General features: G+C 59.3%; 22 protein-coding genes and 1 tRNA gene. 16 read left to right on the forward strand and 7 right to left on the reverse strand.

Annotated features, from left to right (window positions below; all coding sequences use genetic code 11):
• Positions 1-34: 34 nt before the first annotated feature.
• The 5 genes from plsX to JK213_RS05885 all read left to right on the forward strand — a co-directional run bounded on the left by plsX (position 35) and on the right by JK213_RS05885 (position 3448).
• Positions 35-1144 (forward strand): phosphate acyltransferase PlsX, encoded by a 1110-nt coding sequence (plsX, locus tag JK213_RS05865; RefSeq protein ID WP_194262108.1) that lies wholly within the window; start codon positions 35-37, stop codon positions 1142-1144.
• A gap of 6 nt (positions 1145-1150) precedes the next feature.
• Positions 1151-2125: a beta-ketoacyl-ACP synthase III gene (locus JK213_RS05870; protein WP_194262107.1), complete on the forward strand. Its 975-nt coding sequence runs from the start codon at positions 1151-1153 to the stop codon at positions 2123-2125.
• Positions 2126-2197: 72 nt separating this feature from the next.
• Positions 2198-2521 (forward strand): integration host factor subunit alpha, encoded by a 324-nt coding sequence (locus JK213_RS05875; RefSeq protein ID WP_194262106.1) that lies wholly within the window; start codon positions 2198-2200, stop codon positions 2519-2521.
• A complete protein-coding gene (locus tag JK213_RS05880; protein WP_194262105.1) occupies positions 2511-3311 on the forward strand; it encodes a MerR family transcriptional regulator in 801 nt (266 codons plus the stop codon). Before JK213_RS05875 ends, JK213_RS05880 begins: the two co-directional genes overlap by 11 nt.
• Before the next feature lie 60 nt (positions 3312-3371).
• A tRNA-Pro gene (locus tag JK213_RS05885) sits at positions 3372-3448 on the forward strand.
• A 22-nt stretch (positions 3449-3470) separates the two neighbouring features.
• On the opposite strand, the gene JK213_RS05890 is transcribed toward JK213_RS05885, so the two are convergent.
• The 3 genes from JK213_RS05890 to JK213_RS05900 all read right to left on the reverse strand — a co-directional run bounded on the left by JK213_RS05890 (position 3471) and on the right by JK213_RS05900 (position 6004).
• A complete protein-coding gene (locus JK213_RS05890; protein WP_194262104.1) occupies positions 3471-4595 on the reverse strand; it encodes an AI-2E family transporter in 1125 nt (374 codons plus the stop codon).
• 123 nt (positions 4596-4718) lie between these two features.
• A complete protein-coding gene (locus JK213_RS05895) occupies positions 4719-5165 on the reverse strand; it encodes a DUF3574 domain-containing protein (RefSeq protein ID WP_194262103.1) in 447 nt (148 codons plus the stop codon).
• Positions 5162-6004 (reverse strand): NUDIX domain-containing protein, encoded by an 843-nt coding sequence (locus JK213_RS05900; RefSeq protein ID WP_194262102.1) that lies wholly within the window; start codon positions 6002-6004, stop codon positions 5162-5164. Before JK213_RS05900 ends, JK213_RS05895 begins: the two co-directional genes overlap by 4 nt.
• A gap of 67 nt (positions 6005-6071) precedes the next feature.
• Here JK213_RS05900 and JK213_RS05905 point away from each other — a divergent pair, with 67 nt between their 5' ends.
• The 3 genes from JK213_RS05905 (at position 6072) to fusA (ending at position 10556) form a co-directional block, all read left to right on the forward strand.
• Entirely contained in the window at positions 6072-7868 is a 1797-nt protein-coding gene (locus JK213_RS05905) for an ABC transporter ATP-binding protein/permease (protein WP_194262101.1), read from the forward strand.
• A 113-nt stretch (positions 7869-7981) separates the two neighbouring features.
• Entirely contained in the window at positions 7982-8284 is a 303-nt protein-coding gene (gene rpmB / locus JK213_RS05910) for a 50S ribosomal protein L28 (protein WP_041110511.1), read from the forward strand.
• Between the two features lie 169 nt (positions 8285-8453).
• Positions 8454-10556 carry an elongation factor G gene (gene fusA / locus JK213_RS05915; RefSeq protein WP_099286467.1) on the forward strand — a complete coding sequence of 701 codons (2103 nt, stop codon included), beginning with the start codon at positions 8454-8456 and terminating at the stop codon, positions 10554-10556.
• Positions 10557-10726: 170 nt separating this feature from the next.
• Here the strand turns inward: fusA and JK213_RS05920 are convergent, their stop codons facing one another.
• Positions 10727-12310: a S10 family peptidase gene (locus JK213_RS05920; protein ID WP_194262100.1), complete on the reverse strand. Its 1584-nt coding sequence runs from the start codon at positions 12308-12310 to the stop codon at positions 10727-10729.
• Positions 12311-12399: 89 nt separating this feature from the next.
• Positions 12400-15177, reverse strand: coding sequence for a phosphoenolpyruvate carboxylase (locus tag JK213_RS05925; protein WP_194262099.1), 2778 nt, complete (start codon positions 15175-15177; stop codon positions 12400-12402).
• A gap of 134 nt (positions 15178-15311) precedes the next feature.
• On the opposite strand from JK213_RS05925, the gene JK213_RS05930 reads away from it, so the two are divergent.
• The 8 genes from JK213_RS05930 (at position 15312) to JK213_RS05965 (ending at position 22639) form a co-directional block, all read left to right on the forward strand.
• Complete coding sequence (locus JK213_RS05930; RefSeq protein WP_194262214.1) at positions 15312-16601, forward strand: DUF445 domain-containing protein; 1290 nt, start codon at positions 15312-15314, stop codon at positions 16599-16601.
• 120 nt (positions 16602-16721) lie between these two features.
• Positions 16722-17204, forward strand: a complete 483-nt coding sequence (locus JK213_RS05935) for an SUF system Fe-S cluster assembly regulator (protein WP_194262098.1) — start codon at positions 16722-16724, stop codon at positions 17202-17204.
• Between the two features lie 12 nt (positions 17205-17216).
• Positions 17217-18701: a Fe-S cluster assembly protein SufB gene (sufB, locus tag JK213_RS05940; RefSeq protein ID WP_194262097.1), complete on the forward strand. Its 1485-nt coding sequence runs from the start codon at positions 17217-17219 to the stop codon at positions 18699-18701.
• Position 18702: 1 nt separating this feature from the next.
• Positions 18703-19473, forward strand: coding sequence for a Fe-S cluster assembly ATPase SufC (gene sufC, locus JK213_RS05945; RefSeq protein WP_194262096.1), 771 nt, complete (start codon positions 18703-18705; stop codon positions 19471-19473).
• A complete protein-coding gene (gene sufD, locus JK213_RS05950; protein WP_194262095.1) occupies positions 19470-20663 on the forward strand; it encodes a Fe-S cluster assembly protein SufD in 1194 nt (397 codons plus the stop codon). The genes sufC and sufD overlap by 4 nt, the downstream gene beginning before the upstream one ends.
• Entirely contained in the window at positions 20660-21901 is a 1242-nt protein-coding gene (locus tag JK213_RS05955; RefSeq protein ID WP_194262094.1) for a cysteine desulfurase, read from the forward strand. Before sufD ends, JK213_RS05955 begins: the two co-directional genes overlap by 4 nt.
• Positions 21898-22266: an SUF system Fe-S cluster assembly protein gene (locus JK213_RS05960; RefSeq protein WP_194262093.1), complete on the forward strand. Its 369-nt coding sequence runs from the start codon at positions 21898-21900 to the stop codon at positions 22264-22266. The genes JK213_RS05955 and JK213_RS05960 overlap by 4 nt, the downstream gene beginning before the upstream one ends.
• Positions 22267-22282: 16 nt before the next feature.
• Complete coding sequence (locus JK213_RS05965; protein WP_194262092.1) at positions 22283-22639, forward strand: iron-sulfur cluster assembly accessory protein; 357 nt, start codon at positions 22283-22285, stop codon at positions 22637-22639.
• Here JK213_RS05965 and JK213_RS05970 read toward each other — a convergent pair.
• Positions 22584-23927, reverse strand: a complete 1344-nt coding sequence (locus tag JK213_RS05970) for a class I SAM-dependent RNA methyltransferase (protein WP_194262213.1) — start codon at positions 23925-23927, stop codon at positions 22584-22586. The two genes, JK213_RS05965 and JK213_RS05970, sit on opposite strands and share 56 nt — an antisense overlap.
• Positions 23902-25890, reverse strand: a complete 1989-nt coding sequence (locus tag JK213_RS05975) for a DEAD/DEAH box helicase (RefSeq protein ID WP_408869891.1) — start codon at positions 25888-25890, stop codon at positions 23902-23904. Before JK213_RS05975 ends, JK213_RS05970 begins: the two co-directional genes overlap by 26 nt.
• Positions 25891-26238: the final 348 nt, after the last annotated feature.

The raw sequence follows: 26238 nt of genomic DNA on the forward strand, positions 1-26238 counted from the left end.
CCGCATCTGTGATGCTGTCCGGGAAACTGTCTCAATGACCAATGCGCCTGTCACGCCCGAACGTGACGTCGCGGCCTCCGGGCCTTATGCCCTCGCCGTCGATGCAATGGGTGGTGACAGGGCCCCGGATATCGTCCTTGCTGGACTTGATCTGGCTGCCGACCGGCACCCGAAGGCCCGCATCCTCCTGATCGGAGATGAAGTTGTTCTCAGGGCCGCTCTGGAAAAACACCCCAAAGCCGCAAGCCTGTGTGATATCCGTCACTCAGACGCCAGCATCCCCATGGAGATGAAGCCGACGTCCGCGTTGCGCGTTCGGGGCTCGTCCATGCGTATGGCCATGGAAGCCGTAGCGGCAGGCGAAGCTCGCGGCGTTGTTTCTGCGGGCAATAGCGGTGCCATGCTGGCTCTTGCGAAAATCATCGTCAAAGCCCTGCCGGGGATTTCCCGGCCTGCCATGGCCGCGGTTCAGCCTTCGGCCCGTGGTGATGTCGTGATGCTTGATCTGGGTGCGAATATTGCCTGCGATGCGCGCAATCTGGTTGAATTCGCGATCATGGGCGAAGCTTTTGCACAGGCCGCGCTCGGCCTGCCGTCTCCGACAATCGGCCTTCTTAATGTCGGCTCGGAAGAGTTGAAAGGGGATGATCGTCTGCGAGAGGCTTCCGAGCGCCTGAGGGCCAGCCCTCTGGCGCCGCAGTTTCATGGCTTTGTCGAAGGACATGATATTACCGCCGGCACGACCGACGTGATCGTGACGGACGGATTTACCGGCAACATCGCGCTGAAAACCGGCGAAGGTGCGCTGAAACTTGCCTTTGGCCTCCTGCGGCGCGTTTTTGAAACCAATCTGCTGACCCGCCTTGGATATCTGCTGGTCAAACCCGGACTGGAGCGGATGCGGGAATGGATTGACCCGCGTCGCTACAACGGAGCTCTATTCGTCGGTTTGAATGGCATTGTCGTGAAATCGCATGGCGGCGCGGATGGCGAGAGCTTTGCCGCAGCCGTCGATGTTGCCATGGATGCCGTCACGCACCATCTGAACGACAAGATCCGTGATCGTCTGGAGCAGTTGGGCATGGGGACGTCCGAACCGACTGAGGCCATGTCCACCAAGGCTGTTCCTGAACCTGTGAGCTGAAAAAATATGTCCGATCCCATTCGTGTCCGTCTGACGGGTGTCGGGGGCTATCTGCCGCGCGACGTCGTAACCAATGACGATCTTGCGCTGAAATACGGCATCGAGACTTCGGACGAATGGATCAGGACCCGAACCGGCATTGTCCAGCGGCATATTGCTTCCTGTGACGAAACCACGGCCAGCATGGCGGCTGAAGCAGCCCGACAGGCGCTGGACTATGCTGGCGTTGACGCTTCCGAAGTCGATGCGGTTCTGGTCGCCACGGCCACGCCGGACCAGGTTTTCCCAGCTGTGGCTGTGCAGGTTCAGGCATTGCTCGGCATGACGACGGGTTTCGGCTTCGACCTCAGCGCTGCCTGCTCGGGTTTTGTCTATGCTCTGGCGACGGCCCGTGCGTTGATGCAGGCAGGTCAGGCGAAGAAAATCCTCGTGATTGGGAGCGAAGTTTTTTCGCGTCTGCTGGATTGGACGGACCGTTCCACCTGCGTTCTCTTCGGAGATGGCGCGGGTGCGGTCCTGCTGGAGGCAAGCCGTGACGGCGAGGAGGGCATTCTCTCCACCCATCTGCACTCCGATGGCCGGACGGGCGATATTCTTTATGTGGACGGTGCCGCAGGCTGTGCGTCCGCGACGCAGAAACTGCGCATGCAGGGACGTGAGGTTTTCCGCCATGCCGTGGTCAAGCTCTCGCAGGCCGTGGATGAAGCGCTGGCGGCCAATAATCTGACGGGTCAGGATATTCACTGGATGGTGCCGCATCAGGCCAATCTGCGGATTATCGAAGGTATGGCGAAGAAACTGGCGCTGCCGTCGGACCGGGTCGTCGTGACCGTGGACCGTCATGCCAACACGTCTGCGGCCTCCATTCCGCTGGCCCTGAACGAGGCGGTGCGGGATGGACGGATCCGGAATGGCGATCTGGTCCTGATGGAGGCATTGGGCGGTGGTCTGACATGGGGATCCGCTCTTGTCCGGATGTAGTCAGTTTCCTGTTTAGAGCAGGTTAATGATTGATTCCTTTGACTGTTCTGAACGTCATGATACGCAAGTGACATGAGCACAGTCACGCGCGCGAATCTTGTCGAGCATCTCTATAGTCGTGTCGGTCTTTCCCGGCACGATTCCTCCATGATTCTCGAGAGCCTTCTGGATGCGATCTCCAACCGGCTCGAGGCGGGCGAATCCGTGAAGCTGAGCGGGTTCGGAACCTTTTCCGTCCGCCAGAAGGGAGAGCGCATTGGACGCAATCCCAAAACGGGCGTGGAAGTCCCCATCCTTCCCAGAGCCGTACTGGTGTTCAGGCCCTCCCAATTGTTGAGGGATCGCATGAACGGCTCCGAGACGGTCGCTGCCGAGGCATCGTCCCATGACAGATAAGTCTATGCCCGAAGCCGTCGTGCTGCCGCCGAATGACGATATTCCGGTTGGCGCTGAAAAGGTCAGGAAGGCTCCGGATGCGTACCGGACCATCAGCGAGGTTGCCGAGGAACTGCATATTCCCCAGCACCGTCTGCGTTCGTGGGAAACCATCTATCCGGGTGTAAAGCCGTTTCGTGGGGAAAGTGGACGGCGCTATTACAGCCCCGAGCATATCGAGACGCTTCGGCTGATTTCAGACCTGCTTTATGTGCAGGGATACAAGGGGCAGGGGGTTCTGCGCGTGCTGCGGGAACGCCGTGCGCAGAAAGCACGGGCGGGTCAGAAGACTGTTGAAGAGGTAGTTCCGGAAGCAGTACCTGAAATTTCAGCAGACTCCGCAGAATGGGTTTCTATGCCCGTCGTTATCGCCGAGCCGACTGAGGACGAGCAGCCATCTGCGGAAGAATCGCTGCTTACGGAGGCTGTCCGCGATGAGAACTTGGATATCGCATCAGCAACCGAAGCTGACGACGAAATCATTTTCCCTGAACTTCCGGCCGAAGCTCACAACGTCATCGTGACTGAGGTTGTTGACATTCCGGAAGAAGAGAAGACGCCCGAAGCCGAAGCCGAAGCCGAAGCCGAAGCCGAAGTTCACGATTCTGCTCTTCTCATAACCCTGCGTGACGAGAACGAGCTTCTGTTCAGCACCCTGGAAAAAACAGAAGCCGAGAACAGTCTGTTGCGGGCGGAACTGCGCGAAATTCTCGAAGAGCTTCAGAATTTGCGAAATCTTCTGCCAGTTTAGTCACAATCCCCCATTGCGGTGAGGGTGGGACACTGCTAAACCACCGCCACCGCAGGACGACGGGCAGTAGCGCAGCCTGGTAGCGCACCAGTCTGGGGGACTGGGGGTCGTGGGTTCGAATCCCGCCTGCCCGACCAGTCCTGCGGTAATAATTCTTCCTTAACCTTCGGTGTCTTTTGCATAGATCCCTTTACGGGGATTTGTCTCTGTCCAGATCGTCCACAGCAGATGCAGGGCGGACATGATGGCTGGACCAAGGAAGAGGCCCAGCAGGCCCCAAGTCTCGGCACCCCCAAGAATTCCCAGCAGAACCCACAGGAACGGCATTTTTGTGCTGCCACCAATCAGGGCGGGGCGGATAAAATGGTCCGCGATGAAGATCACGACGGAGCCGATGGCGGCTACGACGATCGCTCCGATCATGCTGCTTTTTGCCAGCAGGAGCAGCGCCACCAGCCCGACCGTCGGCCATGCCAGAAACGGGATCATGGCGGCGACAGCCGTCACCATTGCAAACAGCAGGGGCTGGGGTGCGCCCGTCGACATATAGACGATGCCCATGATCGCCCCTTCACCCAGACCGACCAGAACAAGTCCAGCCAGTGTTCCGTGAACTGACGAAATCATCTGTTTGGCGAGGCTTTCTCCCTGCTCACCGAACAGACGCTGTGATCCCAGAAGGCATTTGCGGATGACACTGTCGCCATCTTTCAGCAGGAAAAACAGTGTCAGGAGCGAAAAGGCGAACAGCGTGCCCCGGCGGGCGAGCTGAGTGCCCACCTGTCTGGTCATCTGCATTCCGTGTCCGACATCGACGGAATGAAGCAGATGGGCGAGGCGTTGGGGGCTGGTCATGTGGTTCTGCCACCAGTTGGTGGCCTGAGTGGCCATAAAGGGCAGACGAGGCACCCATTCCGGCATCGGAATGCCGTTATTGCGGACGTCATCAATCCATTCCAGCGCGCTTCGTGCCTCATCCGCGACTTTCACCCCAACCAGCGAGACAGGCACCAGAAAGATCAGTGCCACGGCCAGAGTGAAGATCATGGGCAGCCAGTCGCTGCGACCGAAGCGCAGTTCAGCGCGGCGGTAGAGCGGCCAGATCGAAATTGCGAACACGCAGCCCCATAGAAGCGCTGGCAGGAAGCCCTTGAGAGTGTAAAGCCCTATCGCCACGAAAAAGAGTGCCAGAAAGCCCCGTGCGCGCCGCTGGATCGTTCCCGTGGAGTCTGAGGCCTCTATCGTGATGGTGTCGGGTGCTGAGGGAGAAGAAAGATCTGTCATGGGACTTCCGGAAGAAAAACATGCCTGAACTGTCGTCCCGTGCAGAGCGATCTGCCTTGACGAGAAAAGTCCGGATGAAGAAGGCGTCAAAAGGACCGGGAAACGCTGTTCCGTAGTGCGGAACTATTCCACGGGAAGGCTTTCAAATGAAGAGCAGCCGGACTGGATGGTCAGTCCAACAGCCTGCTGGTTGAAACGTTTTTGATAGATCTGACGAATGGCTCTCAGATGAGCCTGAAGGCTGCGGTCTGTGGAAGGCGCAACAATCCAGACGATTCGTGACCCTTCCTGAATGACCTTGTGACCAGCGGCATCATACCACTGCCCCTGAGCGTCGATCACGGTAAAACCCGCAGGGAAACGCGGTGTGATTTCGCTGTCCACAAACTGCTGCCAGTCCTGCCTTTCGATGACACTGCCATCAGGGCGGGTCAGGCCGAATGCCAGACGGATCTGCAATCCGTCATGCGCACCGATTTCCCGGCACAGATTGGGTGTGACGCTGACAGGAACAATACATCCGCCCAACAGAGGCGTCGTCAGGATCAGGGACGCGACTGCTTTTCTCACGCGGCCTGTCCGGAGAGGGCGCGGCGTAAAATGGCGGCGTCGGCGGGATCGAAAAGGCCGCGGCGCAGGAAGAGGTCGATCAGGACGAGATTGACGTTGAACTTGAAGTCGTCGGTGTCGCGGACCAGTGCCATGACCTCCTGAATGGGCAGAAGGTGGAAGCTTTCCACTTCTCCGTCCTCCGCGACAGGCACGAAACCTTCGGGGAGCAGCAGATCGTAACAATGCAGGACATCGCGTCGTAGCCCTTCAGGTCGCTCAAGAGCATAGTGGATACGACCGACAGCCTGCGCTTTTGCCGCGAGTTCGGCAGGGATCCCGGCTTCTTCCTGCGCTTCCTTGATCACGGTCGTCTGCGGGTCGAGACCGGCACTCATGCCCCCCGCCACCAGATGGTCCAGCTTTCCCGGATCGAGGCGCTTGCTCATGCTGCGCCGTGCGACCCAGAGGAAAAGCCCGTCTGCGCGCTCGACCAGCCCGTTCAGATGCACGCCCTCGGCTGCAAGCCCCAGAAGCGGAATGGCACCCCGATCCACCTGTCCAAGAACGGTGCCACTGTCGTCGCGCACATCGAAGGCCTCGTGATGGGAGGCGTAGAGGCCCATCTCGCAGAGCGTGCGAGACAGCGGAAAGAGGTCTGCTCCGGCACCGACGCCGAATTTCTCCCCTGCGCGAAAACCAAGGGTTTCAAGAGCCTGCACCGTGGACGGGCTGACCCAGCCGATCTGTGAGTCAGCACAAAAGAACGGAGTGCGACCGCCCGGCAGGACGGCGCTGTTGCAGGCTGCGATATGCCGCAGAAACGGCTGAAGGGTGCGGGAGAAAGATTTATTCGACACAGTTCAGTATGTCGCATGCAGGACAGTCATTTGCAAAGCGCCGTCAGCACTTCCACATACTCAATCCATGCTCAAAAAAACCGATTCGACGTCTGAAGCGCTTTCCCTTCGTGTTTTATGGCCCCTGATCCGACCGGAGAAGCTCTGGCCGGACGCGACGCGCATTGGGTTTGCGCTGCTCATTCTTCTGATGGAGAGCGCGACTGCGGTTGCAACGCCTTGGCTCTTTAGTCGCATGGTCAGCAGCCTTTCGCGTCCCGAAACCCTTCTGGCCGTCCCGGTCTGGCTGATCGCCCAGTATGCGGTCATCCGCATTATTTCCGGGCTGGCGAGCCCATTGCGGGAATTTCTGGTCAAGCCGGTTGAAACGGATCTTGAACGTCGTGTCGCTGTCCTCGGGCTGCGACATCTGCATGATCTGAGTGTCCGGTTCCATCTGGACCGGCAGACGGGCTCCCTGACCCGAACACTCGATCGTGGGGCCGATGCTGTTGGAACGCTGCTGTCACTGGCGCTGTTCAACGTTCTGCCCAACGTCATCGAACTCATCATGACGTTGACCGTCATCCTGAAAATCTTCGACTGGCGATATGTGGCGCTGCTTCTGGTGGCGCTGGGGCTGTATTCCACCGTTTCCTATATTTTTACCCGTTTAAGGATGACGGCCCGCCGGGCGCGGAACCGTGCCAGCAATCAGGCCCAGCACCAGCTTGTGGACAGCATTCTCAACTTCGAGACGGTACGCAGCTTTGCCAATGAAAGCCACGAGATCGAGCGTTACGATGCAGCCCGCAGGGATCTTCGGAAGGCGGAAATCAGCCTTCAGCGTTATGTCAGCCTGTCCCAGATCAGTCGGGGCTTCCTGATAGCCGCGACGACCACCACGCTTCTGGCTATGGCCGCGCATGATATCGTGTTGCATCGTCTCGCGGTGGCCCAGTTTGTTCTGATCGGCAGTTATCTGAGCGGGCTTTATTCATCCGTCGGTGCCCTGAATTATGTCAGTGCAGGCTGGCGCAATGCCCGCGTTGATCTGGAAAACTATCTCGAACTGCTCGCGATCCGGTCCGAAATTCTTCAGGTTCCACACCCTGTGCATCTTGCTGGAAAACTGTCGGAAGCCGGAGCGGCAGCGGTTGCGTTCCGCCACGTCTCTTTCGGCTACAGCCCCGCAAGGCAGATCCTGCATGATGTGTCCATCACCGTACCTGCAGGGACGTCTCTGGCCATTGTCGGCCATACAGGCTCTGGGAAATCTACGCTCGGGCGTCTGCTGACCCGCGCCTATGATCCCACGGAGGGCTCGGTCTGCATTGATGGGCACGACCTGCGTGAGATCGCGCCGACCGACATTCAGAACATTATCGGGACGGTCCCGCAGGATACAGTGCTCTTCAATTCCAGCATTGGCGACAATATTGCCTATGGCGATCTGTCGGCCTCCCGCGAAGAGATTGAAAATGCGGCCCGCAGCGCGCAGATCGACGCCTTCATCCGGGAACTGCCCGACGGGTATGAGACTGTTGTCGGGGAGCGTGGGCTGAAGCTCTCAGGGGGCGAGAAGCAGCGTGTGGCCATTGCCCGTGTCATCCTCAAAGACCCGCGTATCCTGCTGCTGGACGAGGCCACAAGTGCGCTTGACACTCGTACGGAGGTCGCCATCCAGAAGGAACTGGCGATCCTCTCTCAGGCGCGCACGACGATCATTGTCGCGCATCGCCTGTCCACCGTGCAGGATGTCGATCTCATCGTCGTGCTTGACGCAGGGCGCGTGGTAGAGCAGGGAAGTCATCCGGAACTGCTGTCCGCAGGTGGCCATTATGCCGCAATGTGGGCCGCGCAGGCCGGGGAAAACGCCGCTTGAACGTCTCCGGGGGTTGACGAAGCCCCCAACCATACGTCATAAGCCGCGCCTGATTTACGGAACACGCCGGGCCTCGCTGTCCTGCGTCATCCAGCATCGAGGAAAGTATCACCATGTCTCGCCGTTGCCAGATCACGGGCAAGGGCGTGCTGACGGGCAACAACGTCAGCCACGCCAATAACAAGTCCCGCCGTCGTTTTCTCCCGAACCTGCAGGAGACCACGCTGATCTCCGATATTCTCGGTGCTTCGGTGCGTATGCGCCTGTCCACCAACGGTATCCGCACGGTTGAGCACAACGGTGGACTGGATTCGTTCCTGCTGGGTACGCCGAACCGTAAGCTTCCGACGGAAGCCCAGGTCATCAAGCGCCGTATCCTGCGCGTTCAGGAACGCAAGGCTGCCCAGACCGCCTGAGGAATCTTTGCCGAACTTTGTTTGGTAACAAGATTGCTCTTGAAAACCATGGCGGTCTGGGTCATTCAGCCGCCACTGGGATAAATCAGGTTCGGTCCTTTCACAGGGCCGCAGCGGAGGTGTTTCGGTTCAGGCTGAAACACCTTTCATTGTATTTTGGAGGTTCTCCGTGTCCGAAAGCGTTCAGGAAGCCAAGTCGGCTCTCTCGAAGATTCGCAACATCGGTATTACCGCGCACATCGATGCCGGTAAGACCACGACGACCGAGCGTATCCTGTATTACACGGGTGTCTCTCACAAGATCGGTGAGGTCCACGAAGGCAACACCACCACCGACTACATGGCGCAGGAGCGTGAGCGTGGCATCACGATCACCTCGGCTGCCGTGACGTGTGAGTGGAACGACCACCGCATCAACATCATCGACACCCCGGGCCACATTGACTTCAACATCGAAGTCAACCGTTCGCTCCGCGTGCTCGATGGCGCGATCTTCGTGATCGAAGGCGTGGCCGGCGTGCAGCCGCAGTCCGAAACGAACTGGCGCCTTGCTGACCGTTACAACGTTCCGCGCGTCATCTTCATCAACAAGCTCGACCGTACCGGCGCCGACTTCTACTACGCTTTCAGCACGCTGAAAGAGAAGCTGGACATCGTGGCCGTTCCGCTGCAGCTCCCGATTGGCGCCGAAGAAAACTTCGTTGGCGTGGTCGATCTGGTCGAGATGCGCGCCATCGTGTGGGAAGGCGGCGAACTCGGTGCCAAGTTCCACTACGAAGAGATCCCGGCTGACCTGAAGGAAAAGGCAGACGAAGCCCGCCAGGTTCTGCTCGACACGGCTCTCGCCGTCGACGACGCAGCCATGGAAGAGTACTTCGAGAAGGGTGACGTGGACGTCGCAACCCTAAAGAAGTGCATTAAGAAGGGTGCGATTTCCGGTGAATTCCGTCCCGTCATGTGCGGTACGGCGTTCAAGAACAAGGGCGTTCAGCCCCTGCTCGACGCGGTCATCGACTACCTGCCGGCTCCTGACGAAGTCGAAGGCATCCGTATTGCTCCGCCGGAAGGTGAAGAAGTCGACGAAGACTTCCTGCCGATCGTTCCGGTCGATCCGGATGGCAAGTTCGCTGGCCTTGCGTTCAAGATCATCTCCGACAAGTATGGCACGCTGACCTTCGTTCGCGTCTATCGTGGCGTTCTGAACTCCGGTGACACCATCCTGAACACGACAAAGGGTCATAAGGAACGCGTCGGCCGCATGTTCCAGATGCACGCCGACAAGCGTCAGGAAGTGAAGTCCGTCGGTGCCGGTGACATCGCCGCATTCGTGGGTCTCAAGGACACCGTCACGGGTGACACGCTTGCTGATGCTTCCGATCCGGTGGTTCTGGAACGTATGCAGTTCCCGGTTCCGGTTATCGACATCTCCGTCGAACCGAAGACCAAGGACGGCGTCGAGAAGATGACGCTGGCGCTGCAGAAGCTGACGGCTGAAGATCCGTCCCTGCACCTCAAGACCGATCAGGAAACGGGTCAGACCATCCTGTCCGGCATGGGTGAGCTTCATCTGGACATCATCGTGGACCGTCTGCGTCGTGAATACGGCGTTGATGCCAACATCGGCGCACCGCAGGTGGCTTATCGTGAGACGATCACGCGGCCGCATGTCGAGACCTACACCCACAAGAAGCAGTCTGGTGGTTCGGGTCAGTACGCTGAAGTCAAGATCGAATTTGCTCCGTCCGACAAGCCGGATGAGATCATCTTCGAGAACAAGGTCGTCGGTGGTACAGTTCCGAAGGAATACATCCCGGCTGTCGAAAAGGGCATCCGCATGCAAAGCACCACGGGTGTTCTCGCCGGCTTCCCGACGGTGGACTTCAAGTTCACGCTGCTCGACGGTAAGTACCATGACGTTGACTCGTCGGCTCTGGCCTTCGAAATTGCCGCCAAGGCCTGCTTCCGTGAAGGTATGAAGAACGCCGGTCCGGTGATCCTCGAACCGATCATGGACGTGGAAGTCACGACCCCGAACGACCATGTCGGTGACGTTGTGGGCGATCTCAACCGTCGTCGCGGCATCATCCAGAACCAGGAAACCTCCGGTTCGACCGTGATGATCCGTGCACAGGTGCCGCTGAAGGAAATGTTCGGCTACATCTCGCATCTGCGTTCTGCCACGAAGGGCCGTGCGTCCTTCACCATGCAGTTCCATCACTACGAAGCCGTTCCCCGGAACGTGGCCGACGAAATCATCGCGAAGTCCGCCTGATTTCTTCAGCCTGGCTGAAACATCGAACCCCGCCAGAGCAATCTGGCGGGGTTTTTTGTGTCTGATCTGTTGTCGGGTGAGATCGCTTTCCCGGTTCCTGCGCCTTAGTAGCGCATAAAAAAAGCGGCGGAAGGTTTCCCCTCCGCCGCTTTTTCCGGTTCTGTCAGCGATCAGTGCAGATTGTCGGTCCGGCGGATGAACGCCGCGACATTGTCATGCAATTGCTGGAGCGTTGCCGGGTCCACATAAACCATGTGGCCGGAAGGATACTGTGCGTATTCAATGTTCTTTTGCAGGCTCTTGGCCATCGGCAGGTGCTTCATCTCGTAAATGCCTTCAAAATACGGCGTTGCGAGATCGTAGTAGCCCGCGTTGAGCATCACATGCAGGTTCGGGTTGGTCTTCATTGCCATGGCCAGATCGGTCATGACATTTGGCTCGCCCTTGGGCTGGTAGCCATGACCGGGCTGACGGTGGTGATTGTCCCAGTGCCCTTGGCTGTTATAGAGGCGATAATCCTCGTCTGTGCCGTATTTGAGCGTATTGCGGACATAGTCGTTGAAGGCCGTAACATAGGCCGAACTGATGGCGCTGGACTGCGGATCGTAATCCACTTCCTGGCTCATCGGGTCGATCGTCGGGCTTGAATAGCGTGTATCCAGACGGCCCGTCGCCATGCCGGTCTTGGCCTGAAGTTGCTGGTCGAATTCGCCGCCATTGACGCGCAGATCCGCCCGCAGGATGTAATCGACGGGCAAGCCCGTATAGTCATGCAGCTTTGCCGCAATCGCCTGACGCTGGTCTTCCGGCAGATCAGCACCCTGACGCAGGGCCAGCGTGTAGTCGGTCATCGCGAAATGCTCGACTTCGTGCAGGAACGCCTTCAGGTCCGGATGTTCGGCGGGCAGGCAGTGGTGATACCATGCCGTTGCCGCATAGGTTGGCAGCGCCAGCACATACGGGTCGTCCATGCCAGCGTTGAACTGCGGGCTGTCATCGCTGTTGTCGTAGTTCAGGATCTGCGACAGCAGGATCACGCCGTTGAAGTCGATGTTCTCGTCCTGCTCAAGGTCGTTGATGACCACAGCCGAACGCATCGTGCCGTAGCTCTCGCCAAACAGGTATTTGGGCGAGTTGTAGCGATGATACTTGGCGAGGAACTTCGAGATGAAATGCGTGAACGCCTCGCCGTCGCCATCAACACCCAGAAATTCCTTGTCGGCATCTTTTCCGGCGATCCGCGAAAAACCTGTTCCCGGTGCATCGACGAACACCACGTCCGAGACGTCCATCAAAGACTGCGGGTTGTTAATGAGCGCATAAGGGGCAGCGGGCAGATGGGTGTCGCCCGGCGTATTGACGCGACGTGGACCGAACGTGCCCATATGGACCCAGACCGATGCTGATCCCGGACCGCCATTATAGAGGAACGTGATCGGACGCTTTTCCGACGGTACGCCTTCCTTGAAATAGGCCGTGTAGAACATGGACGCGACCGGCGCGTTCTTGCTGTCGTCGTCCTTGCCGCCATCAATTTTCGTGCCGCGCTTGGCCAGAACATCGTTGGAATCGTTATAGTCGGCGCCATGAACCAGAATGGTTCCCGCAACAGCCCGGTAGGGGATCGTGACGCCATTGACCGTCACCGTCCCGTTCGTCACGCTGTCAGCATTGGGTGCCGGTGTGGCGGGACCTGCGGCCAGAGCAGGCACAGCCATCATGGCTGCACCCAGAAGAAGGGCCTTGCGAAGCATGCAGAGGAACTTTCCGTTAGGGTTTGTTACGAGAGCCTTCTAAACGGACGTGGCCGTTACCGACAAGGGTTCCGGCCGCGTATCATTCCTCAGCCGAAAGCCCGGTTGGCATGCATGATCGCGATCCCGACTTCGCGCAGCAGCGCAAAACAGTGCGATAGCGGCTCGAAAATCTCCTGATGTTCCCGTGCAAAGCCGCCAGCTTCCGCCGCATCGCCCGGCTCTGCAAAATCGAGATTGGCAACGCTGGGAACGGTGACCGGGAAGAGATCGTCCAGAAGATGAAGCGCGCGCGGCACATCCAGACAGAGGATGAGGTTCGTGATCGATTCCCGTGTCAGGCTGTTGCGAGGGCCGAAATAGGGAATGCGCGTCGAGAGACCCCACAGACGGTCGATGAGGGCGAAACGGATCGCATGGAGTAGTTTTTCACGCGCGGCCATACGCGGGGCATCGGGCCATGCGGCGCGCAGGGCGATGTGGTCCGCCTGAATACGCCGGAACATTGCCGGGCCGCTCGTCCAGAAGCGCAGCAGCTCCAGCCCGTGTGAAATGCTCAGCAGGCTCTGTCGTTCTTCGTCGCTCCGCGCATCGGCTGCGCGGTCCAGCCAGGTTCCGGGGTCGAGTTGATGGATCGTTGTCCGCAAAACATCCAGATCGGAATGAGCCAGTGCCTGACGCGCAAAATCCATGGCTTCGCGGAAGCGTGATGATTCTGTTGCGAACTGCTCGAACGTCTCGGGATGGCGTTGCGCCGCATTGCCCAGCCCGTGCAGAACATTCGCCCACCAGCCAAGCTGCTGGAGGATCGCATTGTTGGGGATGGCCCGAAGTTGGCCGGGATGCGTGATACGTGTCACGGTCGCCGCGTCAGACTGACGGGCGGAGGGGCGGGAGCCCGTCTTGTCGATCAGTGACGGCCCGAATGCGCTGAGCAGGGCCGCATAGCCCGGGTCATCCACCAGCGCCCCCATGTCGAGCGCAATGGTGGAGAAGAAATCCGCTGCGAAGTCCGGGCGTGTATAGACCGGATCTTTCGTATCTTGCGGAATTTCAGCCGTATGTTCGGCAAGAGTGGCAATCGTGGATGCCGCAAGCGCCTTCGTTCCGAACAGCGTGTAGCCGTCGCCACCCTGAAACGCGGTTTCAACGCGGCAGCCGATTCCGGCTTCACGCATGGCCAGCCGTGTGCGGGCCGGGGAGAAATAATCCAGACGCTGACGCAGGCTGAAAGGATGCGCGCCACGTCCGATGCTCTCGCCATGCGTATCGAACAGGGTGAGGGAAACATCCTCCAGTCCGTGCTCTGCCAGCAGGCTCAGGGTCCGCATCCGTAGGCGTTCGACCAGATTGGTGGCGGCAAGCTGTCCAACGTACCGTCCCGAATCGGAATATCCAAACTGGAGCGACAGTCGTCCGTTAGCCTTCAGATAATCGCGCCAATGGCTTGAGCGGAACGCTTCTTCCAGAATGGTCTCACCATTTTCCAGCGCGCTTTCCGTCTCAAAAAGCGGCGAAATCTCGATCTGATGGTCTTTAATTCCGAACAGTCGTGCCAGCCAGAGCGTCGCCAGCAGCGTGTAGCCACTCTCCGTCTCGGCGATGAGGAAGCGGATGGGCGATCCTGAATCGATGTGCTTGAGGATCTGCGCCATGGTCATCATCAACCGTGCGGCGGATGCAGGCTCGACCAGCAGCGAGCCGAAATCCACGGCGCGGGGCGTCAGGTCTGACAGAGCCTCGTCGATTTTCGTCAGCAGGACGCGTCGGCGCGAGGGCAGGGCGGGGTCATCCGTCAGGCCCAGTCTTGTGCGCGCGACATTATAGATCTGTGCCGCATTCAGTCGGGTATGGATACGCGCGATCCCTAGGCCGTGGCTCATGAAACCAGCGCGGAGCGTCCGTAGATGCAGCAGACTGTCTTCATCAAGACCGGCGGCGGCATCCTGAAAGAGCGGCAGAAGTTCAGCGGCGTCCAAAAGCGCTTTGTCACGGTGCGAAATCAGCGTCTGGGCAAAATCGCGGATCGTTTCGGGTGCGGCATCCCGTCCGGTCGGGCAGGCGGCGTGCTGTGTTTTGACGGCTTCGATGGCCCGGCGGGTACGCATGGCCAGCGCACTGTCCTGTAGCCCCAGCCGCTCCAGCCCGTCCGTCAGACGATGAAGCTGGGACGATTTCAGCTCGAGCCGGATACGAAGAGTGTCCCACCAGCCGATATCGTTGCGTCCATCCGTATCGAAACCGACCCAGCTTGCCAGAACGACAGGGGCGGGATCGACATGGCTGTTTTCTCCCGACCAGCGCTGGGACATTTCCCGCAGGAGCGCTGTTGTGAGGTCATCAAGCGCATCACGGCCCCGCAGAATGGCTGCCAGTGCGAGAGCCTGTTCCTGTGCCAGTGTGGGCGGTCCCGGACGACGATGCGTTTTGAGGCACGGGATCGGCATGTCGGGATTTTCAGCCCGTTGCGTCAGGATGTCATACACCCCGTCTGCCAGTGCGAAGGTCGGATGCGCGGTGAAAACCGCGGCAATCTTCGGCACGGTCAGGGACACCGCATCGGTAGCCTGATCCACTAGAGATTTCGCCACGGCTTCGAGACGCGCCTGCGGGGCCGCTTCATCAAGGCCGACATAGGCGCGCAGATGGGCGGCGCGGTCGACGAAGTGCTCGTCACGCAGGGCACGCACAACGTTTCCGATCTCGGTCAGCCGCGTCTTGCACGTCTCCGGATCGTCGTTGGACAGATCCTGCCCGATAGACGCAATCAGGTCTTCAAGACCGTCGCGTTCGTGGAGCAGCCGGGACGTCATCGCGTCAATACGGTCATGGAGAGACGGATCGAGCCGGGAGGCGCAGTCAGACATCGGGAGCAGTCTCGCTTCTGCGAAAAAAGAAAAATGGACCGAAAAACGGGCCGCAATACTTTTCACGCCCTGCCGCCAAGCGCAACCTTGCTCTGAGCGCGACAGCCCGTCCGGATGATGCTATCCGTGTGTGGATGCACGCGGACACGCCTCATCCCGTTTCACGAAAATCCGGCCCTTCAGGTCTGTCGCCACGCTTTATGGCCGGGGGACTGCTCGTTGGCATGGGGGCACTCGCTGCGGGCACGACGCTGGCGGCTGCCCGTCATATCGGCGACAGCAGTCTGGCATTTGGACTCCTGAGAGCGGGCTCCAGGGCAGGCGTCGTTGGTGGTCTGGCCGACTGGTTTGCCGTGACTGCGTTGTTTCGCCATCCGCTGGGCCTTCCCATTCCGCACACGGCCATTCTGCCGCGTCAGAAAGAGCGCCTCGGACAGGCGCTGGGCCGTTTCATTTCAGGACAGTTCTTCACCGAAGATGACGTTCGACGCGCTTTGTCAAAAATCGATCTTTCTAGTCTGATCGCCGATATGCTGAGCGAGGCCGCGACGCGCCAGACCCTCGTCAACAGCATGCGCTCCGCCATTCCCCTGATGTTCGACCATCTTGAAGACGGGCGGGCCAAAGCTGCCATTTCACGCGCCCTCCCGGTCCTGCTCAATGGAGAGGAAATGGCGCCTCTCGTCTCCCGTGGCATGCGTGCCATGGTGGACAGTGAGATGCATCAGGAGGTCCTGTCCTTCCTGCTTGAACGTATCAAGACCACTGTAACATCCCGTGAGTCGGACCTGCGACATTTTGTTGAGGAGCGTGTGCGGGAACAGGGCGGTCGTTTTCTGGGGTGGGCGATTGGGGGTTCCGTCGCCAGTCGTGTTCTCATGGCGCTGCATGCCGAGTTCGAGCGCGTCGATCCGATGGACTCGGACCTGCGGCACGGGTTTACGACATGGGTTCGCGGCGAAATCGACCGGATCGAACACGATCCCGTCCGTCGCAAGGATATGGCCGATACCATCACCTCCGTCCTGACCCATACCAGCCTGAAAGGATGGAGTTCGGAACTGTGGGACCGTCTGCGGCGCATGGTGGAAGAAGACAGCGGACGTGAGGATGGCTGGAGCGCCACGGTTATTGATGCGGCGATCGTCCAGCTTGCGACGGCTCTGCGCTCCAACGATGTCTTGCGTCTGAAAGTCAATCAGGCTGTGGAAAGTACCGTCCAGCGGATCCTGCCGGGCCTGCGCGAGAAGCTGTCCGGATTCATCGCCGCCGTTATGGCGGGATGGGACGGAAATGATCTGGCAATGCGGTTGGAGTCGCGTGTCGGGCGTGACCTTGCCTACATCCGTATCAATGGCACGGTGGTCGGTTTTCTCGCCGGAGCGGCGCTTGACGGCGTTTCCCGACTGTTTTTTGGTGTGTGACATTCCATGTCAGCCAAAGGTCGGGCACAGAAGCCTTGACCTTTGCGTCGGTATGGGTCATTTGGAACAAATCAGGACTTAGCAAGTCTTGAATTAGAACAAGATGCGAGTGTGCAAGCGATGCTGAGGCTCTCCAAACTGGCCGATTACGCCACTGTCCTTCTGGTCCATCTCGGTCGTCATGAAGGACTGGCAACAGCCGCAGCCCTTGCAGTAGAAACCGGCGTTCCCGAACCCACCGTGGCCAAGCTCCTCAAGGGGCTGGCCTCCAGCGGTCTGGTCCTGTCCCATCGCGGCGCACGGGGTGGCTATCGCCTCGCGGGCGAGCTTGAAAAGGTGACCGTCGCCGCCGTTATCGCAGCCGTGGACGGACCCATCGCCATTACCGCCTGCTGTGACGGACGCGAATGCGAACATAGCTCACTGTGTGGCCTGTCGGGCCAGTGGGATGTCGTGAACGATGCCATCCTCAACACACTCAACAGCATTACACTGGCGGATATGGGCCGACATGCGGAGCGCCTGACAAGGCGCGGCCCGGCGTTGGCCCCTGTCGCCACCGTTGGAGCGGAGGCCCCCTCCGTGACCGAAGCGGTCAGTTAAGGACAACACACCATGCCAGCCGTGACGGAAACCCGCGAGACAGTCGAAAAGCTCGCGAAATCCAGCTACGAATGGGGCTTCGAGACCGATATCGAAATGGATATCGCGCCCAAGGGTCTCAATGAGGAAACGGTCCGCCTGATCTCCGAGCGCAAAGGCGAGCCGCAATGGATGCTGGACTGGCGTCTGAAGGCTTTTCGCGCGTGGCTGGAAATGGAAGAGCCGAAATGGGCTCATATCCATCATCCGCCGATCGATTATCAGGACGCGCATTACTTCGCCCAGCCGAAGAAGAAACCCGGCCCCAAAAGTCTTGATGAAGTCGATCCCGAACTTCTCAAGACCTACGCCAAGCTGGGTATTCCCCTGCACGAACAGGCTCTTCTGGCCGGTGTGGAAGGTGCTGAAGAAGCGCGCCTGCCTGTTGCCGTGGATGCCGTTTTCGACAGCGTGTCCGTCGCAACGACGTTTCGCAAGACCCTTGCGGAAGCCGGCGTCATTTTCTGCCCGATCTCCGAGGCCATTCGCGAACATCCCGAACTGGTCCGGAAATATCTGGGTACGGTTGTACCGGTGTCCGATAACTTCTTCGGGGCGTTGAACTCCGCTGTCTTTACCGATGGCTCGTTCGTCTATATCCCTGAGGGCGTTCGTTGCCCGATGGAACTCTCCACCTATTTCCGCATCAATGCGCGCAATACGGGACAGTTCGAACGCACACTCATCATCGCGGAAGATCGCGCCACCGTCTCCTATCTGGAAGGCTGCACGGCGCCGCAGCGTGATGAGAACCAGCTTCATGCGGCGGTGGTCGAACTGATTGCGATGGAAGACGCCTCGATCAAGTATTCCACCGTCCAGAACTGGTATCCGGGCGATGATGAAGGCCGGGGTGGCATCTACAACTTCGTCACCAAGCGTGGCATCTGCCGTGGCGCACGGTCCAAGATTTCTTGGACGCAGGTCGAAACCGGGTCTGCGATCACATGGAAATATCCGTCCTGCGTGCTGGCGGGTGAGGGATCTGTCGGTGAGTTCTACTCGGTTGCGGTGACGAACAACCACCAGCAGGCCGATACCGGCACAAAAATGATTCATCTGGCGCCGAACACGCGCTCGACGATCATCGCCAAAACGATCTCGGCCGGTCAGTCAGACAGCACCTATCGTGGTTTGGTGCGTATGCAGCCGAAAGCCCGCAATGCGCGCAATTTCACGCAGTGCGACAGCCTGCTGATCGGCGATCAGTGCGGCGCGCATACAGTACCCTATATCGAAAGCCGCAATATGACGGCGCGCGTGGAGCATGAAGCGACCACGTCGAAAATCTCTGAGGACCAGCTCTTCTACTGCCGTTCGCGCGGCCTTTCGGAAGAAGATGCGGTTGGTCTGATCGTCAATGGTTTCTGCCGCGAAGTGCTCAAAGAGCTGCCGATGGAATTCGCGGTCGAGGCGCAGAAGCTTCTGCAGATCAGCCTCGAAGGAAGTGTGGGTTAATATGAGCGATTTTCTGAAAATTCAGGGTCTTCAGGCCCGCATCGACGCCGACGGCACGCCCAAGGATATCCTCAAGGGGCTCGATCTCGAAGTCCCCAAGGGTGAAGTCCACGCCATCATGGGGCCGAACGGCTCGGGTAAATCCACGCTGTCTTATGTGCTCGCCGGTCGTGACGACTACGAAGTCACGGGTGGGTCGGCCACGTTCAAGGGGCAGGATCTACTGGCCATTGAACCCGAAGAACGGGCTGCTCTGGGCCTGTTTCTGGCGTTTCAGTCGCCGGTTGAACTGCCGGGTGTGAACAACGCGAATTTCCTGCGGACTGCTGTGAACGCGGTTCGCCGGGCGCGTGGTGAAGCCGAACTGGATGCCGTGGCCTTTCTCAAGGCTGTCCGTGCCGAGACCAAACACCTGTCCATGTCCGACGACATGCTCAAGCGTGCGGTCAATGTCGGCTTCTCGGGTGGTGAGAAGAAGCGCAACGAAGTGCTCCAGATGCGTCTGCTCCAGCCGTCCTTTGCCATCCTCGACGAAACGGATAGCGGTCTGGACATCGACGCCCTGCGCATCGTCGCGGAAGGCGTGAATTCGCTGCGTAGCCCGGATTTTTCCGCTCTGGTCATCACGCATCATCAGCGTCTGCTTGACTATATCGTGCCGGACCGTGTGCATGTCATGGCGCATGGCCGCATCATCCATAGCGGCGGCCCTGATATTGCCAAGACGCTTGAAAAGCAGGGCTATACCCAGTTTCTCGAGGCGGCAGCGTGAGCGTACAGTCCTTCATAGCGTCAGACGCTCCGGCGCTGGAGGCGTTCATCCAGCGTTCCTCTGGACGCGGGACCGCTCTTGCCGAAATCGGCCTGCCGACACGCCGCGTCGAAGCATGGCGCTATACGCCGCTGCGGGCGATCGCGGACACGGCATGGACACAGGCTGCTCCTCTGGCGTCTGAATCCGTCAGCGCGCTCCTTGACGGTTTGCCGCTGCCCGAAAGCGGCGCGCGCATGGTTTGTGCCAATGGTAGGTTCTTAGAGGGACTATCTGCTCCTCTGGACGTTGACCAGCAGGCTTCGGACCATGTTTCCCCGCTCAAGGGTGTCTTTTCCGCGACGCTGAATATGGCGCTTGGCGAAAAGGGACTTGATCTTCACATTCCGGCAGGAACGGACGCAGGACTACTGACCCTTATCAGTCTGTCCAGCGGCGATACTGTTTCGACGCATCTTCAGCATCGTATCGTGCTGGAAGATGGCGCATCACTCACACTGTACGATGTCAATGCAGGCGAAGGGCGGTATATCGCCAATCCGCGTTTCGATATCGTCGTGGGCAAAGGCGCGACGTTGCGTCACATCAAATTGCAGCGCGAGAGCCTGAGCGGTACGCATCTTGCCATCGTGTCCGCGGACGTGTCGGAGAAGGGCGAGTATGACAGCTTCACCCTGAATCAGGGCGGGAGCCTTGCCCGACACGAAGCTGTTGTGACGCTGAATGCGCCACATGCCATGGTTCATGTGAATGGGGTGCAGATCGTGGACGGCCAGCGCCTAAACGACCTAACTTCAATGATTCACCATGCGGCTCCTGATGGCAGTTCGCGCCAGACCGTCAAGACGGTTCTGTCAGACGCCGGGCAGGGTGTTTTTCAGGGCAAGATCCTCGTGGACCGCGTGGCCCAGAAAACCGATGGCTACCAGATGAATCAGGCGCTGCTGCTGTCTGAAAAAGCGCAGATCAACAGCAAGCCCGAGCTGGAAATCTATGCCGACGACGTCAAGTGCAGCCACGGCGCGACCGTAGGCGCTCTTGATGACGAACAGCTTTTCTATCTGCGCTCTCGCGGCGTTCCCGAAGCGCAGGCGCGCGCTATTCTCGTGCGGGCGTTCCTGATCGATGCACTGGATCTCGTCGCCGATGAGGCCCTGCGTGATCTGTTGGTGCGGAGCATGGCGTCATGACCGGCAGCAGCATCCCGCCCGGAAAAACGACGCCTGAAATCCGCGCTCATTTTCCGATCCTGAACGAAACCGTTCATGGTCGCCCGCTGGTTTTTCTCGACAGCGCAGCCTCGTCCCAGAAGCCGGATGCCGTGATCGAGGCCATGCGGGATGCGGCGTATCATCAATATGCCAATATCCATCGCGGCCTGCACTGGATGAGCGAGCGCACGACGGAAGCCTATGAGCGCGCCCGTCATGACGTTGCCCGCCTTCTCAATGCGCCCGATCATCGTGAAATTGTCTTCACCCGCAACAGCACCGAGGCCATCAACCTCGTGGCTCATAGTTTCGGCAGTCTGCTGAAACCGGGGCAGGCGGTTCTGATTTCCGAACTGGAACATCACGCCAATATCGTGCCCTGGCTCATGCTGAGGGACCGGACGGGGATTGACCTGCGTGTCGCGCCCATCAATGACGCCGGCGATATTGATCTGGACGCCTATGAAGCGCTTCTGTCGGATGGCAAGGTGGCGCTTGTGGCCGTCACGCATATGTCCAATGTGCTCGGAACGATTACCCCGGCCCGCAAGCTGACCGAAATTGCCCACGCTTATGGCGCGCGCATCCTGCTGGATGGGTCGCAGTCCGTCGTGCATCGCAGGATTGATGTGCAGGATCTTGGCGCGGATTTCTTCACGTTTACCGGGCACAAGCTCTATGGCCCCACAGGCATCGGTGTGCTCTGGGGCAAGATGGAGCTTTTGGACGCTATGCCGCCGTTCATGGGCGGCGGTGACATGATCGAGAACGTCTCGTTCGAGCGCGCGACCTGGGCGCATGTTCCGCACAAGTTCGAAGCCGGAACACCGGCCATTCTGGAAACAATCGGCCTCGGGGCTGCCGTGCGCTTCGTGGAAGAGATCGGCTATGAGGTGATCTCCCGTCATGAAGCGGAACTTACCCGCTACGCATTGGAAAAAATGCGCGCAATCAACAGTCTGCATGTTCTGGGTGAACCTGCGGAGCGTGGTGGCGTGATTTCCTTCATTATGGATGGCGCGCACCCGCATGATCTGGCGACGCTGCTCGATCAACTCGGGATTGCCATCCGTGCGGGACAGCATTGCGCGGAGCCGCTGGTTCGTCGTCTGGGCGTGCAGGCAACAGCGCGCGCCAGCTTTGGCATCTATACCACGACCGATGAAATCGACACGTTTATCGAGGGTCTTGAACGGGCCCGGATGATGCTCACATGAGTGAAGCCATGACCGATATCCCCACCACTGAAGACACAGCCTGCGTTCCGGATACCGGAACTGCGCCTGATCAGGACGCGGTCATTGCCGCTATTGCCACGGTTTATGACCCGGAAATTCCGGTGAATGTCTATGAACTCGGCCTGATCTACGCCATCGACCTGCATGACGACGGCCGCGTCCATATGGAGATGACGCTGACGGCGCCCAATTGCCCCAGCGCGCAGGAACTGCCCGAGATGGTGCGTGATGCCGTCTCTCATGTGCCGGGCGTCAGTCAGGCGACGATCGAAATCGTCTGGGATCCGCCGTGGGACATGAGTCGTATGAGCGATGATGCCCGTCTTGCCCTTAACATGTTCTGATCCGGGGAAAACCATCATGTCCGATGTTGCAACGCGCCGTCCTCTGCCTGCGCTCATGAGCGTTTCTGATCAGGCTGCCAAGCGTCTGAAAGCTCTTTATGAAGGCTCTCATCAAGGACAGCTTCTGCGGATCAGTGTAGGAACGCGTGGATGCTCGGGTCTGTCTTACGAAATGAATTTCGTCACAGAGCCGCAGCCCGCTGATGAGCGGGTCGAGGATCAGGGTGTGACCCTGCTGGTGGATCGTAAGGCCACCCTGTTCCTGACCGGCACTGTCATGGACTACGAGGTCAAAGACCTCGAATCCGGCTTTACGTTCAAGAATCCGAACGAGAAGGGTCGTTGCGGTTGCGGCGAGAGCTTTCACGTTTGATCCGCTTCGCATCCCGCGACAGCACAACAACCGCTTCGACTTCCGTGGACCACAGGAACTGGTCCACGATCGTCAGGCCAATGACTGAAAACCCTGCGTTCCAAAGCGCTCTGCCGTCTTTTTCAAGGGCAGCAGGGTTGCAACTCACATAGACGATGTCCGGGACGGCAGATTTTGCCAGAGGCACAGTCTGCGCCCCTGCACCGGCATAAGGCGGATCGAGCACAACAGCCCGTGTTGATTTCAGATCATGCGGCAGAAGTGGCTGGCGCCCCAGATCTCGATGAAAACCGTCTACGCGTCGGCCACCCGCTGCCGCTTTGAGGCAGTTTGCGGCGGCGAGATTGCCTTCATAAGCCATGACGCGTCCTTTTTCCGACATCGGAAAGGTGAGCGTGCCACAACCGGCAAACAGTTCGACCGTCACATCTTTTTTGTTCAGCGACGGCAGACCATCCAGAACGGCCGTGACAATGGCCTTTTCGGCATCCGCCGTTGCTTGAAGAAATGCAGAAGGGGGCGGCGAGACGGCGACCCCGCCAAACTCTTCCCGCACGGCTCCAGAATGGGCGACGGTCTCGATTCCCTGATCTTTCGGGTCCTGCCAGGAAATGCGGGATAGATGATGTTCGCGTGCGAAGGCCGCCAGTTTGGTGCGGTCTGCGCTGGTCAGTGGGGCAGGGGTCTGAAGCGTCAGATCTGGTCCGCTGTCGAGCAGGTTGATCATCAGACTTCCCCGGCTCGTCAGGGCTCCCAGACTTCCAAGAACTTCACGCAATGGCGTCAGAAGCTCGAAAATCGCAGGGTGCAGGACGTGACATTCCGTCATGTCCACAGGGTCACCGTTGCGGCGATGCAGCCCGATAATCACGCCACCCGGCACGCGTTGGACAGCAAAATCCATCCGTCGCCGTGTTTTAGGCGCAGTCTGGAACATCCGTGCAGGCGGCAGATCGGTGAAACCTGCGGCTGTCAGGGCATGGAGGACGCGCTGCGATTTCCACTCCAGCAGGGCCGGGAGGGAAAGGTGCTGCAATGCACAGCCGCCGCATTCACCAAACAGGTCGCAGGGCGGCGTTACGCGCTCAGGAGATGGATGAACGATATCAATCAGTTCAGGGTGGCCGGAAGCAAGGCGGACCCGAACCTCTTCTCCGGGCAAGGTACCCGGGATGAAGACGCTCTGGCCATCAAGATGCGCAACGCCGTCGCCTGCCGCACCCAGTCCTTCAATCCGGAGTTCTGCAACTCCGGTTAAGGTTTCATTCATTACCGTAATGGCGCCCATCATGCTGAACAGGAGCAGCGAGATCGGTGTCACCGGACACCATGATTTTCCGACGGCGCGGAACCAGCATGAAGGCGGGTGTATCTCCACCAAAGCCGGTCTTCGGGCCATCGTTTTCGAATGCGGGCGCCAGCTCAACCGAGCGATGGCTCACAGGAGCTTCGATCACGGAGACGGAAGGCGGGACGGCAACAGGAGTTGCCTGCTGAATGCTCTCGTTTTCCTCACGGTCGCCACGGTTGCGTTTGCGACCACCCCGACGACGCTTGCGTGCACGATGTTCGCCGTCTTCTGAGGATTCCTGCGGCGCAGGAGTGGCTTCTGTCGGGCGGCGTTCGCCGTCTTCCGGAGCCCAGTCAACAGTTGTGATCCCTTCGAGCGCAGGGCGAGCAATGACCTTACCCGTCAGCGTCTCGATCGCCTCAAGGAGTCTGCGATCGCGCGGCGATGCCAGACTGAAAGCGTGGCCTTCCTTGCCAGCCCGTCCGGTGCGTCCGATCCGGTGGACGTAATCTTCGGCATTGAATGGCAGGTCATAGTTAAAGACATGTGACAGGCCGCCGATGTCGATACCGCGAGCCGCCACATCCGAGCAGATCAGAAACTTCAGTTCCCCGGAACGAAAACGCTCAAGCGTCGAGAAGCGCAGCGACTGGGCCAGATCTCCGTGCAGATGTCCAGCCTCTATGCCGTGCTTGGTCAGATACTGCTGGATCATGTCCACATCGCGTTTGCGGTTGCAGAACACGATCGCGCTCTGGACGTTTTCACGACGCAGCAGCTTTTTGAGGGTGCGACGCTTTTCGTCCTCCGGCACGATCACCAGAGCTTCTTCGATGGTCGCAGCGACGGAAGACTGACGCGAGACCGTAATTTCAGCCGGGTGACGCAGGAAAGCATCTGCCAGACGGCGGATTTCCGGAGCCATTGTGGCGGAGAAGAACAATGTCTGGCGATGGGGTGGCAGCAGCCCGACGATTTTCTCGATATCGGGGATAAAGCCCATATCCAGCATACGGTCGGCTTCGTCGATCACAAGTGTGCTGGTCTGCGTCAGGAGCAGGCCGCCCCGGCCGAACAGATCGAGTAGGCGTCCCGGTGTTGCGATCAGTACGTCGACGCCCCGGTTCAGGACATCGCGCTGTTCGGCCATGCTTTCGCCGCCGATCAGCAGCGCATGTGTCAGACGCAGATGTTTGCCATAGAGCTTGAAGTTTTCCGCGACCTGCAAAGCCAGTTCACGCGTAGGCTCAAGGATCAGCGAACGCGGCATCCGGGCGCGGGCACGCGATCCGGAGAGCTTCTGAAGCATCGGCAGCGTGAAAGAAGCGGTCTTGCCGGTGCCGGTCTGCGCGACGCCCAGAACGTCATGGCCTTTCAGGACTTCGGGAATAGCCTGTGCCTGAATGGGGGTGGGGTGCTCGTACCCCAGTTCCTCAATGGCGCGCATGATCGGCTCGCCAAGACCCAGATCGGCAAAGCGGGGCTTTTCGGAAGAAGCCTCGGCGATCATGACAGTCTCAGCGACGGCGGGGAGTTCGACACTGTCTTCAGCGGCGACGGTGGCCTCTGCAACAACAGACTTGGTGCGACGACGCCGGACCGGAGTTTTTTCGCTCTTGGTCGGTTCGGCGGCCTTTTCTTCGACGACGGGCGCGGCGATTTCTTCAACCGGAGCAGAGGCTTTGCGACGGGTCGTACGGGCTTTCTTCTCTGTCTTTTCGGCGTCAGGTTTTTCTACGGGAGCTGCCGTGGCGACTACGTCTGTTTTGCGGGGCCGACCGCGGCGACGAGGAGCTTCGACAGGCTTCGGAGTTTCTTCCGCCACGACTTTAAGTTCAGGCTGCTCGACAGGAATGACTTTGCGCGGGCGACCACGACGTTTGGGCGCTGGCTCAGCTACCGTCTCATCCGCCACTTTCGCGGAACGCTTACGGCGGGGGGCAGGGGCTGTTTCACTGATTGCCTCAGGTTCAGCAGCAGTCTTCTTGCGGCGAACGGCAGATTTGGCAACAGGAGCTTCGGCCTCGGTTACAGTCTCAACAGCCGGAGATGTCACCTTGCGGGCGCGACGCGTGACGGGCTTTGCAGCCTCCGTCTTATCCGGGGTTGCAGGAGCTGCGGTTTTTGAGCGTCGGACTCGCGGGGCCTTGGCAGCAGGGGCTTCCGGTGTCGCAGACGTATCGCCGTCATCGGCAGGCGTCGGGGAAACCTCGGCTGCGGCACTGCGCGAAGCGGGAGGGCGACCACGTTTGGGCGTGGCAGTCGTACGGGATTTGGAAGGACCGGAGGTCGTTTTCGCGCTCAAATG

The sequence above is a fragment of the Gluconobacter sp. Dm-44 genome (assembly GCF_018256175.1).
Lineage (GTDB): Bacteria > Pseudomonadota > Alphaproteobacteria > Acetobacterales > Acetobacteraceae > Gluconobacter > Gluconobacter cadivus.

What these genes read in the sequence shown, in the direction of transcription:
- JK213_RS05890 (WP_194262104.1), bottom strand. Translation starts at nt 4,595, where the DNA reads ATGACAGATCTTTCTTCTCCCTCAGCACCCGACACCATCACGATAGAG.
- JK213_RS05880 (WP_194262105.1), top strand. Translation starts at nt 2,511, where the DNA reads ATGACAGATAAGTCTATGCCCGAAGCCGTCGTGCTGCCGCCGAATGAC.
- JK213_RS05955 (WP_194262094.1), top strand. Translation starts at nt 20,660, where the DNA reads ATGACCGGCAGCAGCATCCCGCCCGGAAAAACGACGCCTGAAATCCGC.
- JK213_RS05930 (WP_194262214.1), top strand. Translation starts at nt 15,312, where the DNA reads ATGCACGCGGACACGCCTCATCCCGTTTCACGAAAATCCGGCCCTTCA.
- rpmB (WP_041110511.1), top strand. Translation starts at nt 7,982, where the DNA reads ATGTCTCGCCGTTGCCAGATCACGGGCAAGGGCGTGCTGACGGGCAAC.
- JK213_RS05965 (WP_194262092.1), top strand. Translation starts at nt 22,283, where the DNA reads ATGTCCGATGTTGCAACGCGCCGTCCTCTGCCTGCGCTCATGAGCGTT.
- JK213_RS05935 (WP_194262098.1), top strand. Translation starts at nt 16,722, where the DNA reads ATGCTGAGGCTCTCCAAACTGGCCGATTACGCCACTGTCCTTCTGGTC.
- JK213_RS05875 (WP_194262106.1), top strand. Translation starts at nt 2,198, where the DNA reads ATGAGCACAGTCACGCGCGCGAATCTTGTCGAGCATCTCTATAGTCGT.
- JK213_RS05960 (WP_194262093.1), top strand. Translation starts at nt 21,898, where the DNA reads ATGAGTGAAGCCATGACCGATATCCCCACCACTGAAGACACAGCCTGC.
- JK213_RS05970 (WP_194262213.1), bottom strand. Translation starts at nt 23,927, where the DNA reads ATGGGCGCCATTACGGTAATGAATGAAACCTTAACCGGAGTTGCAGAA.
- plsX (WP_194262108.1), top strand. Translation starts at nt 35, where the DNA reads ATGACCAATGCGCCTGTCACGCCCGAACGTGACGTCGCGGCCTCCGGG.
- JK213_RS05870 (WP_194262107.1), top strand. Translation starts at nt 1,151, where the DNA reads ATGTCCGATCCCATTCGTGTCCGTCTGACGGGTGTCGGGGGCTATCTG.
- JK213_RS05920 (WP_194262100.1), bottom strand. Translation starts at nt 12,310, where the DNA reads ATGCTTCGCAAGGCCCTTCTTCTGGGTGCAGCCATGATGGCTGTGCCT.
- sufB (WP_194262097.1), top strand. Translation starts at nt 17,217, where the DNA reads ATGCCAGCCGTGACGGAAACCCGCGAGACAGTCGAAAAGCTCGCGAAA.
- sufC (WP_194262096.1), top strand. Translation starts at nt 18,703, where the DNA reads ATGAGCGATTTTCTGAAAATTCAGGGTCTTCAGGCCCGCATCGACGCC.
- JK213_RS05905 (WP_194262101.1), top strand. Translation starts at nt 6,072, where the DNA reads ATGCTCAAAAAAACCGATTCGACGTCTGAAGCGCTTTCCCTTCGTGTT.
- JK213_RS05925 (WP_194262099.1), bottom strand. Translation starts at nt 15,177, where the DNA reads ATGTCTGACTGCGCCTCCCGGCTCGATCCGTCTCTCCATGACCGTATT.